This is a genomic window from Streptomyces sp. PsTaAH-124, from assembly GCF_000373685.1.
Lineage (GTDB): Bacteria > Actinomycetota > Actinomycetes > Streptomycetales > Streptomycetaceae > Streptomyces > Streptomyces andamanensis.
This window is the reverse complement of sequence record NZ_KB892206.1, coordinates 300,324-317,093: the sequence shown is the minus strand read 5'-3', so window position 1 is coordinate 317,093 and position 16,770 is coordinate 300,324. Positions and strand designations below refer to the sequence as shown.

Below are 16,770 nucleotides of genomic sequence, written 5' to 3'. Positions count from 1 at the left end.
GCCCACCGGCCCACCGGCCGCCCACTCCTCCCGGCCGCCCGCCCACTCCGCCCGGCCGCTCACGCCTCCCGGCCGCCCGGCCGGCTCCCGTCGCGTCCGGTCCACCGGTCCGATGCCGGACAATGGAAGGCATGCCTTCCGCACTCCCCGACGGCGAGCCCGTCCCCGCCGACGGCGCGCTGCCCGCCTCCGCGCTCACCGGCGCCGCAGGCCGGCCGCTCGGGTTCTATCTGCACGTCCCGTACTGCGCCACCCGCTGCGGCTACTGCGACTTCAACACCTACACCGCCACCGAGCTGCGCGGCACCGGCGGCGTCCTCGCCTCCCGCGACAACTACGCCGAGACCCTCGTCGACGAGGTCCGGCTCGCCCGCAAGGTCCTCGGCGACGACCCGCGCCCGGTCCGCACGGTCTTCGTCGGCGGCGGTACGCCCACCCTGCTCGCCGCCGGTGACCTGGTCCGGATGCTGGCCGCGATCCGGGACGAGTTCGGTCTCGCGCCCGACGCGGAGATCACCACGGAGGCCAACCCCGAGTCGGTCGGCCCGGCGTATCTGGCGGCCCTGCGGGAGGGCGGCTTCAACCGGATCTCCTTCGGCATGCAGAGCGCCCGGCAGCATGTGCTGAAGATCCTCGACCGCACCCACACGCCCGGCCGCCCCGAGGCGTGTGTCGCCGAGGCCCGCGCCGCCGGTTTCGAGCATGTCAACCTCGATTTGATCTACGGCACGCCCGGCGAGTCCGACGACGACTGGCGTGCCTCCCTGGGCGCGGCCCTCGGCGCGGGCCCCGACCATGTCTCCGCCTACGCGCTCATTGTCGAGGAGGGCACCCGGCTGGCCCGCCGGATCCGGCGCGGCGAGGTCCCCATGACCGACGACGACGTGCACGCCGACCGCTATCTGATCGCCGAGGAGACGCTGTCGGCCGCGGGCTTCGAGTGGTACGAGGTGTCCAACTGGGCGACCTCCCGGGCCGCCCGCTGCCTGCACAACGAGCTGTACTGGCGCGGCGCGGACTGGTGGGGCGCGGGCCCCGGCGCGCACAGCCATGTGGGCGGCGTGCGCTGGTGGAACGTCAAGCACCCCGGCGCGTACGCGGCGGCCCTCGCCCAGGGGCGCTCCCCGGGCGCCGGGCGCGAACTGCTCACCGAGGAGGACCGCCGGGTGGAGCGGATCCTGCTGGAGCTGCGGCTGCGCGAGGGCGTACCGCTGGACCTGCTGCGCGAGGCGGGCCTCGCGGCCGCCCGCCGGGCGCTGTCGGACGGCCTGCTCCAGCAAGAGCCGTACGACACCGGGCGCGCGGCGCTCACCCTGCGCGGCCGGCTGCTGGCGGACGCGGTGGTACGGGACCTGGTGGACTGAGCGACCCGGGCCGGCCGGGCGGCTCTACGCCGGCTCCGTCACGAAATCGATCAGTTGCTCGACCCGGCCCAGCAGCTCCGGCTCCAGATCCTTGTACGACCGCACCCGGGAGAGGATCTGCTGCCAGGCCGCGCCCGTGTGGTCCGGCCAGCCCAGGGCGCGGCAGACCCCGGTCTTCCAGTCCTGGCCGCGCGGGATCCGGGGCCACGCCTCGATGCCCAGCGAGGACGGCTTCACGGCCTCCCAGACGTCGATGTACGGGTGCCCGACGACGAGCGCGTGCTCACTGGTGACCGCCTCGGCGATCCGCCACTCCTTGCTGCCCGGGACGAGATGGTCCACGAGGACGCCGAGGCGGGCGTCCGGGCCGGGCGCGAACTCCTCGACGATCGCGGGCAGGTCGTCCACGCCCTCCAGGTACTCCACGACGACGCCCTCGATGCGCAGGTCGTCGCCCCACACCTTCTCGACCAGCTCGGCGTCGTGCCGCCCCTCCACGTAGATGCGCCCGGCGCGGGCCACGCGCGCGCGTGCGCCGGGGACGGCGACCGAACCGGAGGCGGTGCGGGTGGGACGTACCGGACCCGAGGCGGGCCGCACCAGCGTCACCGGGCGGCCCTCCAGCAGGAAGCCCCCGGGCTGGAGCGGGAAGACGCGGTGCTTGCCGAAGCGGTCCTCCAGGGTCACCGTGCCCGCCTCGCAGCGGATCACCGCCCCGCAGAATCCGGTCGCCGGTTCCTCGACCACGAGCCCCGGCTCGGCCGCCACCCCGGGCACGGCCCGCGGCTTCTTCCAGGGCGGGGTGAGGTCGGCGGAGTACTGGCGCATTCGAGTGACGATAGGGAGATCCGGGGCCGCGGTCAGCGCGACACGCCGAAGCGGTCGGCCAGCGCGTCGCGCTGGGCCCGGACGAAGGCGGCGTCGACCACCGCGCCGTGCCCGGGGACGTAGAGCGCGTCCTCGCCGCCCAGTACGAGGAGCCGGTCCAGCGCGGCGGGCCAGCGGGACGGCGCCGCGTCCGGACCCGCCTGCGGCTCGCCGGACTCCTCGACCAGGTCGCCGCAGAAGACCACCGGCCGTCCGCCCGGCACCGGCACCAGCACCGCCAGGTCGTGCGTGCTGTGCGCGGCGCCCAGGTCTGCCAGTACCGCCTCCCGGCCGCCGCCCAGCGGCAGGGCCAGCCGCCCGCTGACCTCGCGGCCGGGGACCGGGAGGGCCGCGGCGGCCTCCTCGGCCGCCGCCGCGTCGAGTCCCTGGCGCACCGCGTCCTCGCGCAGCTCCGCGCGCCCGCGCGCGTCGCCGAGCACCGTGCGCGTCCCCTCGGCGGCGAGGATCTCGGCGCCGTCGAACGCCGCCGCCCCGAGCACATGGTCGAAGTGGGGGTGCGTCAGCGCGAGATGTGTCACATCGCCGCCGGTCAGCTCGCGCGCCCGCGCGCGCAGCCGAGCGCCCTCGGCCAGGCAGGAGCCCGCGTCCACCATCAGCGCCGCCCCGGCTCCGGCGACCAGCCCGACCGTGCAGTCCCACCCCGCCAGCCGCACCCGCCCCACGCCGTCCGCCAGCCGCTCCCACCCGAGCTCTTCCCAAGTCACGGTCATACCGGAACGCTAGGGCCTCTCGTTCGGATCATGCCGGGCTCGCGTGCCCTGGCGCCGCACCTCGCCGCGTTGTCGTCGGTTGCCATGGCTCCGCCATGCCGCCCTCCTCCGCCTTGCGAGGCACGGCACCAGACCCCGCTCCCTCATCCGGCCTGATCCGAACGAAAGACCCTGGCCTTCCCCGGACCGGTCACCTGGACCAGTCTTGCCCCGGGCGTACCCCACGGCCGTACACTGGGCCGGGGAATGCTGGCACTCGTATGCGCCGAGTGCCAGGCGGAAGCCGAGGGACGACTCTGGAGGTGTGCGCGATGCTCAGCGAGCGACGGCTTCAGGTGCTGCGCGCCATCGTCCAGGACTACGTCGGCACCGAGGAGCCGGTGGGCTCCAAGGCCCTCACCGAGCGGCACAACCTCGGCGTCTCACCGGCCACGGTCCGCAACGACATGGCGGCCCTGGAGGACGAGGGCTTCATCGCCCAGCCGCACACCAGCGCGGGCCGGATCCCCACCGACAAGGGGTACCGCCTCTTCGTCGACAAGCTGGCCGGGGTCAAGCCGATGACCGCGCCCGAGCGGCGTGCCATCCAGAACTTCCTCGACGGCGCCGTCGACCTCGACGACGTGGTGGCCCGCACGGTGCGGCTGCTGGCGCAGCTGACCCGGCAGGTCGCCGTGGTGCAGTACCCGTCGCTGACCCGTTCGACCGTGCGGCACGTGGAACTGCTCGCGCTCGCACCCGCGCGCGTGATGCTCGTGCTGATCACGGACACCGGCCGGGTCGAGCAGCGGATGATCGACTGCCCGGCGCCCTTCGGCGAGACGTCCCTCGCGGACCTGCGGGCGCGGCTGAACAGCCGGGTCGCGGGCCGCCGCTTCGCGGACGTGCCGCAGCTGGTCGAGGACCTCCCCGACGGGTTCGACCTGGAGGACCGGGGCACGGTCGCCACCGTGCTGTCCACCCTCCTGGAGACCCTCGTCGAGGAGAACGAGGAGCGGCTGATGATCGGCGGCACCGCCAACCTCACCCGCTTCGGACACGACTTCCCCCTCACCATCCGGCCCGTGCTGGAGGCGCTGGAGGAGCAGGTCGTCCTGCTGAAGCTGCTCGGTGAGACACAGGACCAGGGCATGACCGTGCGCATCGGTCACGAGAACGCCCACGAAGGACTCAACTCCACGTCCATCGTGTCGGTCGGCTACGGTTCGGGCGGCGAGGCAGTGGCCAAGCTCGGCGTGGTCGGACCGACCCGCATGGACTACCCGGGAACGATGGGAGCGGTACGCGCAGTGGCACGGTACGTCGGACAGATCCTGGCGGAGTCGTAAGTGGCCACGGACTACTACGCCGTTCTCGGCGTGCGCCGCGACGCGTCGCAGGATGAGATCAAGAAGGCGTTCCGGCGGCTCGCGCGCGAGCTGCACCCGGACGTCAACCCCGATCCGAAGACCCAGGAGCGGTTCAAGGAGATCAACGCCGCCTACGAGGTGCTGTCGGACCCGCAGAAGAAGCAGGTCTACGACCTCGGCGGGGATCCCCTCTCGCAGTCCGGCGGGGCCGGTGCGGGCGGCTTCGGCGCCGGTTCCTTCGGCAACTTCTCCGACATCATGGACGCGTTCTTCGGCACGGCCTCGCAGCGCGGACCGCGCTCGCGCACGCGCCGCGGCCAGGACGCCATGATCCGGCTGGAGGTCGAGCTGGACGAGGCGGCCTTCGGCACCACGAAGGACATCCAGGTCGACACCGCCGTCGTGTGCACCACGTGCAGCGGCGAGGGCGCGGCCCCGGGCACCACCGCCCAGACCTGCGACATGTGCCGCGGCCGCGGTGAGGTCTCGCAGGTCACCCGGTCCTTCCTGGGCCAGGTCATGACCTCGCGGCCCTGCCCGCAGTGCCAGGGCTTCGGCACCGTCGTGCCCACCCCGTGCCCGGAGTGCGCGGGCGACGGCCGCATCCGCGCCCGCCGCACCCTGACGGTGAAGATCCCGGCCGGTGTGGACAACGGCACCCGCATCCAGCTCGCGGGCGAGGGCGAGGTCGGCCCCGGCGGCGGCCCGGCCGGTGACCTCTACGTCGAGATCCACGAGCTGCCGCACGCCGCCTTCCAGCGGCGCGGCGACGACCTGCACTGCACGGTCACCCTGCCGATGACGGCGGCGGCCCTGGGCACCAAGGTGCCGCTGGAGACGCTGGACGGCCTGGAGGAGGTCGACATCCGGCCGGGCACCCAGTCCGGCCAGTCGATCCCGCTGCACGAGCGGGGCGTCACGCATCTGCGCGGCGGCGGCCGGGGCGACCTCATCGTGCACGTCGAGGTGCAGACGCCGACCAAGCTCGACCCCGAGCAGGAGCGCCTGCTGCGGGAACTGGCCGGGCTGCGCGGCGAGGAGCGCCCCCAGGGGCAGTTCCAGCCCGGCCAGCAGGGCCTGTTCTCGCGGCTGAAGGACGCGTTCAACGGACGCTGAGCGTCCCCGCCCGGCCGCGACCGGGCGGGGAAGCGCTCCCCAGGGCAGCCACCGGTATCGGTGGCTGCCTTTGGCATATGCCAGAGGACGCCCGGATGCGGCGGCGTGCCGCAGACGTGACACCATGCGGTCATGTCCTCCGCATTGTCCGCGCTGACCGATCTCTTCCCTCGGCCGATCGTGCAGGCCCCGATGGCGGGCGGCCCCTCCGGGCCGCAGCTGGCCGCCGCGGTCTCCGAGGCCGGCGGACTGGGCTTCCTGGCCGCCGGCTACAAGACGGCGGACGGCATGTACCAGGAGATCAAGCAGGTGCGCGGGCTGACCGGCCGCCCCTTCGGCGTCAATGTCTTCATGCCTCAGCCCGACCTCGCGGAGTCCGGCGCCGTCGATCTCTACGCCCAGCAACTGGCGGGCGAGGCCACCTGGTACGAGACGGAGCTGGGCGATGCCGAGTGCGGGCACGACGACGGCTACGACGTGAAACTCGCCGTCCTGCTGGACGACCCGGTCCCCGTGGTGTCCTTCCACTTCGGCGCCCCCACCCGTGAGGTCGTCGACTCCCTGCACCGCGTCGGCACCTACGTCCTGGTCACCGCGACCACCGTCGACGAGGCGCTGGCCGTGGGCCGGTCCGGCGCGGACGCGGTGATCGCCCAGGGCGTGGAGGCGGGCGGCCACCAGGGCACCCACCGCGACCAGCCGGAGAACGACGGCGCGGGCATCGGCGTACTCTCCCTGGTCGCACAGGTCAGCGAGGCGGTGGACCTGCCGGTCATCGCCGCGGGCGGCATCATGCGCGGCAGCCAGATCGCCGCCGTCCTCGCCGCCGGCGCGAGCGCCGCCCAGCTCGGCACGGCCTTCCTCGCCACCCCCGAGTCCGGGGCCCACGCCCTGCACAAGCAGGCCCTGACCGACCCGCTGTTCCCGCACACGGAACTGACCCGCGCCTTCTCCGGACGGCCCGCCCGCGGCCTGGTCAACCGCTTCATGCGCGAACACGGCCCCTACGCCCCGGCCGCCTACCCGCAGGTCCACCACCTCGCCTCCCCGCTGCGCAAGGCGGCGGCGCAGGCCGGTGACCCGCAGGGCATGGCGCTGTGGGCCGGGCAGGGCCACCGCCAGGCCCGCGCCCTGCCCGCCGGGGAACTCGTCCAGGTCCTGGCGGCCGAACTGGACGCCGCCCACAGCGCGTTGTCCGCCCGACCGCGGACCGGAGGCGACCCGCGATGACCGCACCGGTGTTCGTGGCCGACGGACTGGCCGGTGCCCGCGGGGAGTTCGTGCTGGACGGCCCCGAGGGGCGGCACGCCGTCTCGGTGAAGCGGCTCCAGCCCGGCGAGCGGGTGGTGCTCACCGACGGCACCGGCCGCCGGGCCGAGGGCGAGGTCACCGCGGCCGAGGGCAAGGACCGGCTCGTCGTCCGGCTGGACGAGGTGACCGAGGAGCCCGCGCCCTCGCCCCGGATCACCGTCGTCCAGGCCCTGCCCAAGGGCGACCGCGGCGAACTGGCCGTGGAGACCATGACGGAGGTCGGCGTCGACGCGATCGTGCCCTGGGCCGCCTCGCGCTGCATCACCCAGTGGCGGGGCGAGCGGGGCCTGAAGGCGCTCGGCAAGTGGCGGGCGACCGCCCGCGAGGCGGGCAAGCAGTCCCGCCGCGTCCGCTTCCCCGAGGTCGCGGACGCCGCCACCGCCAAGCAGGTCGCCGCGCTGGTCGCCGGGGCCGACTTCGCCGCCGTCCTGCACGAGAGCGGCCACGACCCGCTGGCCACCGCCGACCTCCCCGCCACCGGCGAGATCGTGCTGATCGTGGGCCCCGAGGGCGGCGTGTCCCCCGAGGAGCTGGCGCTCTTCGCGGAGGCGGGCGCGCGGATCTGCGTCCTCGGGCGTACGGTGCTGCGTACATCGACCGCGGGGACCGCGGCGGCGGCCCTGCTGATGGGGCGTACGGGCCGCTGGTCCTGAGTCCGCGGTCACCGACCTCACAGGGGGACATGACCGTGGAACTCGCCCAGGTCCGGCTGCTCGTCACCGACTTCGCCGCCTGCTACCGCTTCTACGCCGACGTGCTCGGCCTCAAGCCGCAGTCGGGCGCCGAGCAGGGCCCGTACGAGAAGTTCAGCTCGGCCACCGGTTCGGCGGGCATCGCCCTCCAGGACCGGGCGATGATGGCCGAGGTGCTGGGGGAGCTGGGGGAGACCGCGACCGGGCACCGTTCGCTGGTGGTGCTGCGCGTGGACGACCTGGACGCCTACTGCGCGCAGCTCACCGCCCGCGGCGCCCAACTGGCCCACGGCCCGGCGCCGATGGGCGACCGGATGCACGTCGCCCACCTCAAGGACCCGGAGGGCAACGTCGTGGAGTTGCAGGAGTGGCTGCTGCTGCGCTCCTGACCGTGCGCGATGCCTGCGCTATGCGCCGTGTCCCGCGCTGTGCGCCGTGTCCTGCTTTGTGTGCTGTGTCCTGCTTTGTGTGCCGTGCGCGGGCGCGCACGGCGCGCGCGTGGCCGTGTGCGCTCTACCGCCGGGGGCGGGCCGGTGGCATTCTGCCGGGTATGCGGGTATCGAGGCGGATCCGGCACCTGCCGCGCGGGCGGCGGACGATGGCCGCGGCGGCGCTCGTGGCCGCCGCGGTGGGCGGCCTGGCCGCCTGCGATCCCGGCGCTGGCCTGAGCACAACGGCGGTGTCGTACACGACCGACCGCACGGCCACCGCCGAGCTGAACCGGCGGCATGTCTCCGTGAGCTGGTTCAGCTGCACCGCCCGCTCCCGGGACGACGGCAAGGCGTCCGCGCCGGACCGGGGGAGCGGCTCCTCGCCCGCCGCGTCCCGGTCCGTGCTCGCCTCCGTCGACTGCCAGGGCCGTACGAAGGACAACCGGAAGATCACCGTCACCGGGCAGGTCGACGGGACCGTCGACGGCGCCTGCGTGCGCGGGGACCTGACCGCGAAGGTGGACGGCAAGGTGCTCTTCCACGCCGACGGCCTCGGCGACTGCCGCGCGACCACCGTCCCCACGTACCGGCCGACCACGTACCGGCCGACCACGTACCGGCCGACCACCTACCGGCCGACCACCTACCGTCCGCCCGCGCCCCGGCAGCCGGGGCCGACGGTCACGGTCACCGTCACCCGCACGGTGTGGTGCGGCACCGATCCCGGATGCCCGCCCGCCCGGGGCAAGTAGCGGCGCCCCGGCCCGCCTTGCCGACGAGCGCGGACCCCGGGAAGTGATCGGCGAAGTGATCCGTCCCCCTGTCCGGGACCGCGGGCGCTGCGTAGGGTGACCGGGTGACTCAGTCAGCATCGTCTGCATCGACCGTACCGTCCGCGTATCTCCGCTTTCCGCACCTGCACGGGGAGTTGGTCGCCTTCACCGCCGAGGACGACGTGTGGCTCGCGCCGCTGGACGGCGGCCGGGCCTGGCGGGTCAGCGCCGACAACGTGCCGGTGAACCACCCGCGCATCTCGCCCGACGGCGCCACCGTCGCCTGGACCTCCACCCGCGACGGCGCCCCCGAGGTACATGCCGCGCCCGTCGCCGGCGGCCCCGCCACCCGCCTGACGCACTGGGGCAGCTGGCGCACCCAGGTGCGCGGCTGGACCCCCGGCGGCGAGGTCCTCGCGATCAGCACCCAGGGCCAGGCCAGCCTGCGCCGCAGCTGGGCCCGCGCCGTCCCGCTGGACGGCTCCGAGGCCGCCGTCCTGCCCTACGGCCCGGTCGGCGACGTCGCGTACGGGCCGCACACCGTGCTGCTGTCCGCGCCCATGGGCCGCGAGGCGGCCTGGTGGAAGCGGTACCGGGGCGGCACGGCCGGGAAGCTGTGGATCGACCCCGAGGACACCGGCGAGTTCGTCCGGCTGCACGCGGACCTGGACGGCAACATCGAGTACCCGCTGTGGGTGGGCGACAGGATCGCGTTCCTCTCCGACCACGAGGGCACCGGCGCGCTGTACTCCTCCCTCGCCGACGGCTCCGACCTGCGCCGCCACACGCCCGCCGACGGCTTCTACGCCCGGCACGCCGCCACCGACGGCACCCGCGTCGTCTACGCGAGCGCCGGTGAACTGTGGCTCCTGGACGACCTGGAGGACGCCGCGCCACGCCGCCTGGACATCCGGCTCGGCGGCCCGCGCACCGACCTCCAGCCCTACCCGGTCAACGCCGCCCGCTGGTTCGGGTCCGCCGCCCCCGACCACACCGCGCGCGGCAGCGCCGTCTCGGTGCGCGGCGCCGTCCACTGGGTCACCCACCGCTCGGGCCCGGCCCGCGCGCTGGCCGCCGAGCCCGGCGTGCGCAACCGGCTGCCGCGCACCTTCCGCGCCGACGGCGAGGAGTGGGCCGTGTGGGTCACCGACGCCGAGGGCGAGGACGCCCTGGAGTTCGCGCCCGCCACCGGCCTCACGCCCGGCGCCACCGCGCGCCGGCTGGCCGCCGGACAGCTCGGCCGGGTCCTGGAACTGGCCATGGCCCCCGACGGCAGCCGCGCCGCCGTCGCCGCCCACGACGGCCGGCTGCTGCTCGTCGAACGCGAGAGCGGCGAGGTCCGCGAGGTCGACCGCAGCGACAACGGCGACGTCACCGGCCTCGCCTTCTCGCCCGACTCCGCCTGGCTCGCCTGGTCGCACCCCGGCCCGAGCCCGCTCAGCCAGCTCCGCCTGGCCAACACCACCGACCTGTCGGTCACCGAGGCCACTCCGCTGCGCTTCCACGACTACGCGCCCGCGTTCACCCTGGACGGCAAGCACCTCGCCTTCCTCTCGCACCGCTCCTTCGACCCGGTCTACGACGAACACGTCTTCGACCTGGCGTTCGTGGAGAGTTCCCGCCCGCATCTGATCACCCTGGCCGCGACCACCCCGTCCCCGTTCGGGCCGCAGCGCCACGGCCGCCCCTTCGAGACCGCCGACAAGGACGAGACCCCGGACAGCGAGGGCGCCCCGGCCACCCGGATCGACCTCGAAGGGCTCGCCGACCGGATCGTGCCCTTCCCGGTCGAGGCCGCCCGCTACTCCAATCTGCGGGCCGCCCGCGACGGCGTGCTCTGGCTGCGCCACCCGGTGACCGGAGTGCTCGGCGCCACCCGCGCCACCCCGGACGACCCCGACCCCAAGACCGAGCTGGAACGCTACGACCTCGCCCAGCAGCGCCTGGAGCATCTGGCCGCCGACGCCGACCACTTCGAGGTCAGCGGCGACGGCAAGCGCGTCCTGCTGTGGTCGGACGGCAAGCTCCGGGTCGTGCCCAGCGACCGGCGCGCCTCCGGCGACGAGGACAGTGACTCCAACATCACCGTCGACCTCGGCCGGGTGCGGCAGTACGTCGAACCGGCCGCCGAGTGGCGGCAGATGTACGAGGAGACCGGCCGCGTCATGCGGGACCACTTCTGGCGCGCGGACATGAGCGGCGTCGACTGGGACGGCGTCCTGGACCGCTACCGGCCCGTCCTGGACCGCGTCGCCACCCACGACGACCTGGTGGACCTGCTGTGGGAGGTGCACGGCGAACTCGGCACCTCGCACGCCTACGTCACCCCCTACGGCTCCTTCGGCGACGGCGCCCGGCAGGGGCTGCTCGGCGCGGACATCTCCCGCCACGAGGACGGCAGTTGGCGGGTCGACCGGATCCTGCCCTCGGAGACCTCCGACCCGCACGCCCGCAGCCCGCTCGCCGCGCCCGGCGCCGCGGTGCGCGCCGGGGACGCCGTCGTCGCGGTCGCCGGCCGCCCGGTGGACCCGGTGGCCGGCCCCGGACCGCTGCTGGTCGGCACCGCCGGGAAGCCCGTCGAGCTGACGATCTCACCGGCCGGCGGCGGGGACGTACGGCACGCGGTCGTGGTGCCCCTGGCCGACGAGGAACCACTGCGCTACCACGCCTGGGTGACCGACCGCCGGGCCTACGTCCACGAGCGGTCCGGCGGGCGGCTCGGCTATCTGCACGTGCCCGACATGCAGGCGCCCGGCTGGGCGCAGATCCACCGCGACCTGCGCGTCGAGGTGGCCCGCGAGGGCCTGGTGGTGGACGTGCGCGAGAACCGCGGCGGGCACACCTCCCAACTGGTGGTGGAGAAGCTGGCCCGGCGGATCGTCGGCTGGGACCTGCCGCGCGGAATGCGTGCGGAGAGCTATCCGCGCGACGCCCCGCGCGGCCCGGTCGTCGTCGTCGCCAACGAGTTCTCCGGCTCGGACGGCGACATCGTCAACGCGGCCGTCAAGGCGCTGGGCATCGGCCCGGTCGTCGGCACCCGCACCTGGGGCGGCGTGATCGGCATCGACAGCCGCTACCGGCTGGTCGACGGCACCCTGATCACCCAGCCCAAGTACGCGTTCTGGCTGGAGGGTTACGGCTGGGGCGTGGAGAACCACGGCGTGGACCCGGACGTGGAGGTCCTCCAGCGCCCGCAGGACCACGCGGCGGGCCGCGACCCCCAGCTCGACGAGGCGATCAGGCTGGCCCTCGAAGCGCTGGAGGCGACCCCGGCCAAGACGCCGCCCGCGCTGCCCGGACAGGGGGACTGACCCCGCACCGCGGGGAGCGCGGACGGCCTGTGCACCGGCCCGTGCACCGGCCCGCGTTCCCCGCGGCCGACCGACTACGATGCCCCGTACCAGCTCACCGGCCCGAAGGAGCGCACGCGTATGGCAGGGGAAGCGCAGGACGACTGCCTGTTCTGCAAGATCGTCGCGGGTCAGGTCCCCGCGACCGTCGTCCGCGAGACGGACACGACCGTCGCCTTCCGCGACATCAACCCCCAGGCGCCCACCCACATCCTGGTGATCCCCAAGGCGCACTACCAGGACGCCGCCGCGCTCGCCGCGGGCGCCCCGGAACTCGCCGCCGACGTGCTGCGCGAGACGCGGGCCGTCGCCGACGAGGAGAAGCTGGAGAGCTACCGCACCGTCTTCAACACCGGCGCCGGCGCCGGGCAGACCGTGTGGCACGCCCACGCGCACGTCCTCGGCGGCCGTGGCCTCCAGTGGCCGCCCGGCTAGGCGACCGGTCCCATGTCCGTACGTGAACTCGTCGTCCTCGGCACGGCCAGCCAGGTCCCGACCCGGCACCGCAACCACAACGGCTATCTGCTGCGCTGGGACGGCGAGGGCATCCTGTTCGACCCGGGGGAGGGCACCCAGCGGCAGATGCTGCGCGCCGGGGCCGCCGCCCACGACCTGAACCGGATCTGCGTCACCCACTTCCACGGCGACCACAGCCTGGGCCTGGCCGGGGTGATCCAGCGCATCAACCTCGACCGGGTGCCGCACGAGATCACCGCGCACTACCCGCGCTCCGGCAAGCGCTTCTTCGACCGGCTCCGGCACGCCACCGCCTACCGCGAGACGGTCGCCCTCACCGAGGTCCCGGTGGACGCGGACGGCGTCCTCGCCACGACAGCGGCGTACACCCTCGAAGCGCGCCGCCTCTCCCACCCGGTGGAGTCCTACGGCTACCGGCTCGTCGAACCCGACGGGCGCCGCATGCTGCCCGACCGGCTCGCCGCGCACGGCATCACCGGCCCGGACGTGGGCCGGATCCAGCACGAGGGCTCCCTTCGCGGGGTGCCGCTGGAGGCGGTGAGCGAGGTGCGGCGTGGGCAGCGGTTCGCGTTCGTCATGGACACCCGGCTGTGCGAGGGGGCGCGGGAACTGGCCGAGGACTGCGACCTGCTGGTGATCGAGTCGACCTTCCTCGACGAGGACGAGGCGCTTGCCACCGAGCACGGTCACCTCACCGCCGGGCAGGCCGCCCGCCTGGCCCGGGACGCGGGCGTACGGCACCTGGTCCTCACCCACTTCAGCCAGCGCTACTCCGAGCCCGCCGAGTTCGAACGGCAGGCGCGGGCCGCCGGGTTCGAGGGCGAGCTGACCGTGGCCCATGATCTGCTCCGGGTGCCGGTTCCGAAACGTCGGTGAAGGCGCCGTACGATTCTTTGATGCCCCTGCCCAAAGCTGAACTGCACCTCCATATCGAAGGCACCCTGGAACCCGAGCTGGCCTTCGAGCTGGCCGCGCGCAACGGTGTGACGCTGCCCTACGCGGACACCGAGGCCCTGCGCGAGGCGTACCGCTTCCAGGACCTCCAGTCCTTCCTGAACCTGTACTACGAGCTGATGGCCGTCCTGCGCACCGAGCAGGACTTCGCCGACCTCGCCGACGCCTATCTCGGGCGGGCCGCCGCGCAGGGCGTACGGCACGCGGAGATCTTCTTCGACCCGCAGGCGCACGCGGCGCGCGGCATCGGCATGGGCACGGTCGTCGAGGGGCTGTGGCGGGCGCTGGGCCGCAGCGAGGAGCGGCACGGCGTCTCGACCCGGCTGATCCTGTGCTTCCTGCGCGACGAGTCCGCCGCGTCCGCGCTGGAGACCCTGGAGGCCGCCCGGCCGTACCTGGACCGGATCACCGGCATCGGGCTCGACTCGGCCGAGGTCGGGCACCCGCCGGCCAAGTTCCGCGAGGTGTTCGAGCGGGCCGCCGCGCTCGGTCTGCGGCGGGTGGCGCACGCGGGGGAGGAGGGGCCGCCGCAGTACATCACCGAGGCGCTGGACGTGCTCGGCGTCGAGCGCGTCGACCACGGGCTGCGCTGCATGGAGGATCCCGCGCTGGTCGGGCGGCTGGTCCGCGAGCGGGTCCCGCTGACCCTGTGCCCGCTGTCCAACGTCCGGCTGCGCGCCGTCGACACCCTCGCCGGCCATCCGCTGCCCGCCATGCTGGAGGCGGGGCTGCTGTGCACGGTCAACTCCGACGACCCGGCCTACTTCGGCGGGTACGCGGGCGACACCTTCGACGCCGTCCACCGCGTCCTCGGTCTGTCCGAGGAACGGCTGCGCGAGCTGGCCCGCAACTCCTTCCTCGCCTCCTTCCTGGAGGACGACGAGGAGCGCAGGGGGCGGTATCTGGCGGAGGTGGAGGCGTACGAGTTCCCCCGGACCGCCTGACGCGTCCGCGTCCCTGGCTCGGCCCACCCACCCACCCGGCTCGGTGGATGGGAGGGTCCCGCCCCGGGGCTCCGCCCCCGTCGCCCACCCACCCACCCGGCTCGGTGGGTGAGTGGGTTCCGCCCCGGGGCTCCGCCCCGGCCCCCGGCGGGGGCTCCGCCCCCTGCGCCCCTGAGTTCTCGCCCACCCGCCCACCCGATTCGGTGGGTGAGAGGGACCCGCCACGGGGCTCTGCCCCGGTCCCCGGCGGGGGCTCCGCCCCCTGCACCCCTGGGCTTGCTCGTCCGTCCGCCCGCCTGGCTCGGTGGGTGGGTGGGTCCTGTCACGGGGCTCCGCCCCGGGCCCCGGCGGGGCTCTGCCCCGGGCCTCGGTGGGGGCTTCGCCCCCTGCGCCCCAGGGCTTGCTCGTCCGTCCGCCCACCCGGCTCGGTGCGCGGGAGGGTTCCGTCACGGGGCTTCGCCCCGAACCCCGGCTGGGGCTCTGCTTCCTGCGCCCCTGGACTCGTCCGTCCGCCAGCCCGACGCGGTGAGTCGGGAGGTCCCCCAACGGAGCTCTGCCCCGGACCCCCGCGTGGCCGCACCCCCTGCACCCCCGGCTTGCACGCCCGTCCGCCCGGCTCGGCAGGGCAGGAGGCCCTGCCACCGGGCCCCACGAGGCTTCGCTCCGCCGCCTGCGCCCCCGGGCTCGCCCATCCGCCCGCGCGACTCGGGGGGTGAGAGGGCTCCGCGTGGCTCCGCCCCCTGCACCCCGATGCTCGCTCGCCCTCGGGCGGCTGGAGCGTCCCGTCACAGGGCTTCGCTCCCAAGCCCCTGCGAGGGTTCCGTCGCCTGTGACCCGCCCACCCGGCTCGGTGGGCCGGGAGATCTCGCGCGGGGGCTGCGCCCCCTGTACCCCGTCCGCCCTGTCCCGGCCCGGCCCGGCCTGCCCCGGCCCGAGGAGTCTTTTCCGACGTGGGTCCATTGACGCGACCTGTTCGCCTACCTAGTCTCCATTCTCATACATGGACAGTGTTCAGGTGGGCGGGCGGGTGGAGGCAAGGTGGGGGACAGGGTGTCGGATCTCGGGGCCGGGCTCACGATCACCGGGGTGCGGCTGACCCCGATCCTGGTCGCCGATCCGCCGCTGCTGAACACGCAGGGTGTGCACCAGCCGTACACGCCCCGGCTGATCGTCGAGGTGGAGACGGCGGGGGGTGTGACGGGGGTCGGGGAGACCTACGGTGACACCAAGTACCTGGAGCTGGCCAGGCCGTTCGCCGCGCGGCTCGAAGGGCGCCGGGTCAGTGATCTGAACGTGCTGTTCACGCTCGCGGACGAGGTCGCCGTGGACGCCTCCCGGGTCGAGGTCGCCGTGGACGTCGGCGGGCTGCGCGGCGCCCAGACCGCCGACAAGCTGCGCCTCTCCGTCGTCTCCGCCTTCGAGGTCGCCTGCTTGGACGCGCTCGGCAGGACCCTCGGCCTGCCGGTGCACGAACTGCTCGGCGGCAAGCTGCGCGACCGTGTCGAGTACAGCGCCTACCTCTTCTACAAATGGGCCCGGCACCCGGCGGGCGTCCCCGCCGAACCGGACGACTGGGGCGCCGCCCTCGACCCGGCCGGAGTCGTCGCACAGGCCCGGCGGTTCAAGGAGCGGTACGGCTTCACCTCCTTCAAGCTCAAGGGCGGAGTGTTCCCGCCCGAGGAGGAGGTCGCCGCGATCCGGGCCCTGGCCGAGGCGTTCCCCGGGCACCCGCTGCGCCTCGACCCCAACGGCGCCTGGTCCGTCGCCACCTCGCTGGAGGTGGCCGGGCAGCTCGCCGGTGTCCTGGAGTACCTGGAGGACCCCGCGCTCGGCACCCCCGCCATGGCCGAGGTCGCCGCCCGCACCGGGGTGCCGCTGGCCACCAACATGTGCGTGACCACGTTCGCCGAGATACCCGAGGCGTTCACCCGCGACGCCGTCCAGGTCGTCCTGTGCGATCACCACTACTGGGGCGGACTGCGCAACACCCGCCAACTCGCCGCGCTCTGCCGCACCTTCGGCGTCGGCGTGTCCATGCACTCCAACACCCACCTCGGCATCAGCCTCGCCGCCATGACCCACGTCGCCGCGACGCTCCCCGGCCTCCACCACGCCTGCGACTCCCACTACCCCTGGCAGTCGGAGGACGTCCTCACCGAACGCCTCGCCTTCACCGACGGTCACGTCACTGTGCCGGACGGCCCCGGTCTCGGCGTCGAACTCGACCGCGACAGGCTGGCGTTCCTGCACCGGCGCTGGCTCGACGACGACGGTTCGCTGCGCGACCGCGACGACACGGCGGCCCTGCGCGCCGCCGACCCCCGGTGGACCGCCCCGCCCGTACCGCGCTGGTGACGGGCCGGCCGGACCAGCGCGTCCGGTCCGGCGGCGGGCCACCGCACCCCCGTGCC

The 16,770-nt window shown here is 74.4% G+C and carries 14 protein-coding genes; 12 read left to right on the top strand and 2 right to left on the bottom strand.

Annotation, left to right across the window (positions count from 1 at the left end; translation table 11 throughout):
* The first annotated feature begins 131 nt into the window (after positions 1 to 131).
* Positions 132 to 1,364, top strand: a complete 1,233-nt coding sequence (hemW, locus tag B086_RS0133305) for a radical SAM family heme chaperone HemW (RefSeq protein ID WP_018570774.1) — start codon at positions 132 to 134, stop codon at positions 1,362 to 1,364.
* Between the two features lie 24 nt (positions 1,365 to 1,388).
* On the opposite strand, the gene B086_RS0133300 is transcribed toward hemW, so the two are convergent.
* Together B086_RS0133300 and B086_RS0133295 are read right to left on the bottom strand one after the other, a co-directional pair.
* Positions 1,389 to 2,192: a DUF3097 domain-containing protein gene (locus tag B086_RS0133300; protein WP_018570773.1), complete on the bottom strand. Its 804-nt coding sequence runs from the start codon at positions 2,190 to 2,192 to the stop codon at positions 1,389 to 1,391.
* A 32-nt stretch (positions 2,193 to 2,224) separates the two neighbouring features.
* Positions 2,225 to 2,962 (bottom strand): MBL fold metallo-hydrolase, encoded by a 738-nt coding sequence (locus B086_RS0133295; RefSeq protein WP_018570772.1) that lies wholly within the window; start codon positions 2,960 to 2,962, stop codon positions 2,225 to 2,227.
* 311 nt (positions 2,963 to 3,273) lie between these two features.
* On the opposite strand from B086_RS0133295, the gene hrcA reads away from it, so the two are divergent.
* The 11 genes from hrcA to B086_RS0133240 all read left to right on the top strand — a co-directional run bounded on the left by hrcA (position 3,274) and on the right by B086_RS0133240 (position 16,714).
* The gene (gene hrcA / locus B086_RS0133290) at positions 3,274 to 4,290 is read left to right on the top strand and encodes a heat-inducible transcriptional repressor HrcA (protein WP_018570771.1); all 1,017 of its coding nucleotides are present in this window, start codon (positions 3,274 to 3,276) and stop codon (positions 4,288 to 4,290) included.
* Positions 4,291 to 5,427 (top strand): molecular chaperone DnaJ, encoded by a 1,137-nt coding sequence (gene dnaJ, locus B086_RS0133285; protein WP_018570770.1) that lies wholly within the window; start codon positions 4,291 to 4,293, stop codon positions 5,425 to 5,427.
* 132 nt (positions 5,428 to 5,559) lie between these two features.
* Positions 5,560 to 6,657, top strand: a complete 1,098-nt coding sequence (locus tag B086_RS0133280; RefSeq protein WP_037874299.1) for a nitronate monooxygenase — start codon at positions 5,560 to 5,562, stop codon at positions 6,655 to 6,657.
* Entirely contained in the window at positions 6,654 to 7,391 is a 738-nt protein-coding gene (locus B086_RS0133275; RefSeq protein ID WP_018570768.1) for a 16S rRNA (uracil(1498)-N(3))-methyltransferase, read from the top strand. Before B086_RS0133280 ends, B086_RS0133275 begins: the two co-directional genes overlap by 4 nt.
* A gap of 35 nt (positions 7,392 to 7,426) precedes the next feature.
* Positions 7,427 to 7,819 carry a VOC family protein gene (locus B086_RS0133270; protein ID WP_026253027.1) on the top strand — a complete coding sequence of 131 codons (393 nt, stop codon included), beginning with the start codon at positions 7,427 to 7,429 and terminating at the stop codon, positions 7,817 to 7,819.
* Positions 7,820 to 7,980: 161 nt separating this feature from the next.
* Positions 7,981 to 8,613, top strand: a complete 633-nt coding sequence (locus tag B086_RS0133265) for a hypothetical protein (protein ID WP_234029419.1) — start codon at positions 7,981 to 7,983, stop codon at positions 8,611 to 8,613.
* Between the two features lie 104 nt (positions 8,614 to 8,717).
* On the top strand, positions 8,718 to 11,945 hold the full coding sequence (locus B086_RS0133260) for a S41 family peptidase (RefSeq protein WP_051115964.1): 3,228 nt from the start codon (positions 8,718 to 8,720) through the stop codon (positions 11,943 to 11,945).
* 120 nt (positions 11,946 to 12,065) lie between these two features.
* Complete coding sequence (locus B086_RS0133255) at positions 12,066 to 12,419, top strand: histidine triad nucleotide-binding protein (RefSeq protein WP_018570764.1); 354 nt, start codon at positions 12,066 to 12,068, stop codon at positions 12,417 to 12,419.
* A gap of 12 nt (positions 12,420 to 12,431) precedes the next feature.
* A complete protein-coding gene (locus B086_RS0133250; protein ID WP_018570763.1) occupies positions 12,432 to 13,337 on the top strand; it encodes a ribonuclease Z in 906 nt (301 codons plus the stop codon).
* Between the two features lie 20 nt (positions 13,338 to 13,357).
* Entirely contained in the window at positions 13,358 to 14,359 is a 1,002-nt protein-coding gene (locus B086_RS0133245) for an adenosine deaminase (RefSeq protein WP_018570762.1), read from the top strand.
* A gap of 1,050 nt (positions 14,360 to 15,409) precedes the next feature.
* The gene (locus tag B086_RS0133240; protein WP_018570761.1) at positions 15,410 to 16,714 is read left to right on the top strand and encodes a glucarate dehydratase family protein; all 1,305 of its coding nucleotides are present in this window, start codon (positions 15,410 to 15,412) and stop codon (positions 16,712 to 16,714) included.
* The last annotated feature ends 56 nt before the right edge of the window (positions 16,715 to 16,770 follow it).

Excerpts from the sequence above, each read along its gene's own strand:
- B086_RS0133295 (WP_018570772.1), bottom strand. The coding sequence starts at position 2,962 with ATGACCGTGACTTGGGAAGAGCTCGGGTGGGAGCGGCTGGCGGACGGC.
- B086_RS0133265 (WP_234029419.1), top strand. The coding sequence starts at position 7,981 with ATGCGGGTATCGAGGCGGATCCGGCACCTGCCGCGCGGGCGGCGGACG.
- B086_RS0133300 (WP_018570773.1), bottom strand. The coding sequence starts at position 2,192 with ATGCGCCAGTACTCCGCCGACCTCACCCCGCCCTGGAAGAAGCCGCGG.
- B086_RS0133245 (WP_018570762.1), top strand. The coding sequence starts at position 13,358 with ATGCCCCTGCCCAAAGCTGAACTGCACCTCCATATCGAAGGCACCCTG.
- B086_RS0133250 (WP_018570763.1), top strand. The coding sequence starts at position 12,432 with ATGTCCGTACGTGAACTCGTCGTCCTCGGCACGGCCAGCCAGGTCCCG.
- hemW (WP_018570774.1), top strand. The coding sequence starts at position 132 with ATGCCTTCCGCACTCCCCGACGGCGAGCCCGTCCCCGCCGACGGCGCG.
- hrcA (WP_018570771.1), top strand. The coding sequence starts at position 3,274 with ATGCTCAGCGAGCGACGGCTTCAGGTGCTGCGCGCCATCGTCCAGGAC.
- B086_RS0133255 (WP_018570764.1), top strand. The coding sequence starts at position 12,066 with ATGGCAGGGGAAGCGCAGGACGACTGCCTGTTCTGCAAGATCGTCGCG.
- B086_RS0133275 (WP_018570768.1), top strand. The coding sequence starts at position 6,654 with ATGACCGCACCGGTGTTCGTGGCCGACGGACTGGCCGGTGCCCGCGGG.
- B086_RS0133280 (WP_037874299.1), top strand. The coding sequence starts at position 5,560 with ATGTCCTCCGCATTGTCCGCGCTGACCGATCTCTTCCCTCGGCCGATC.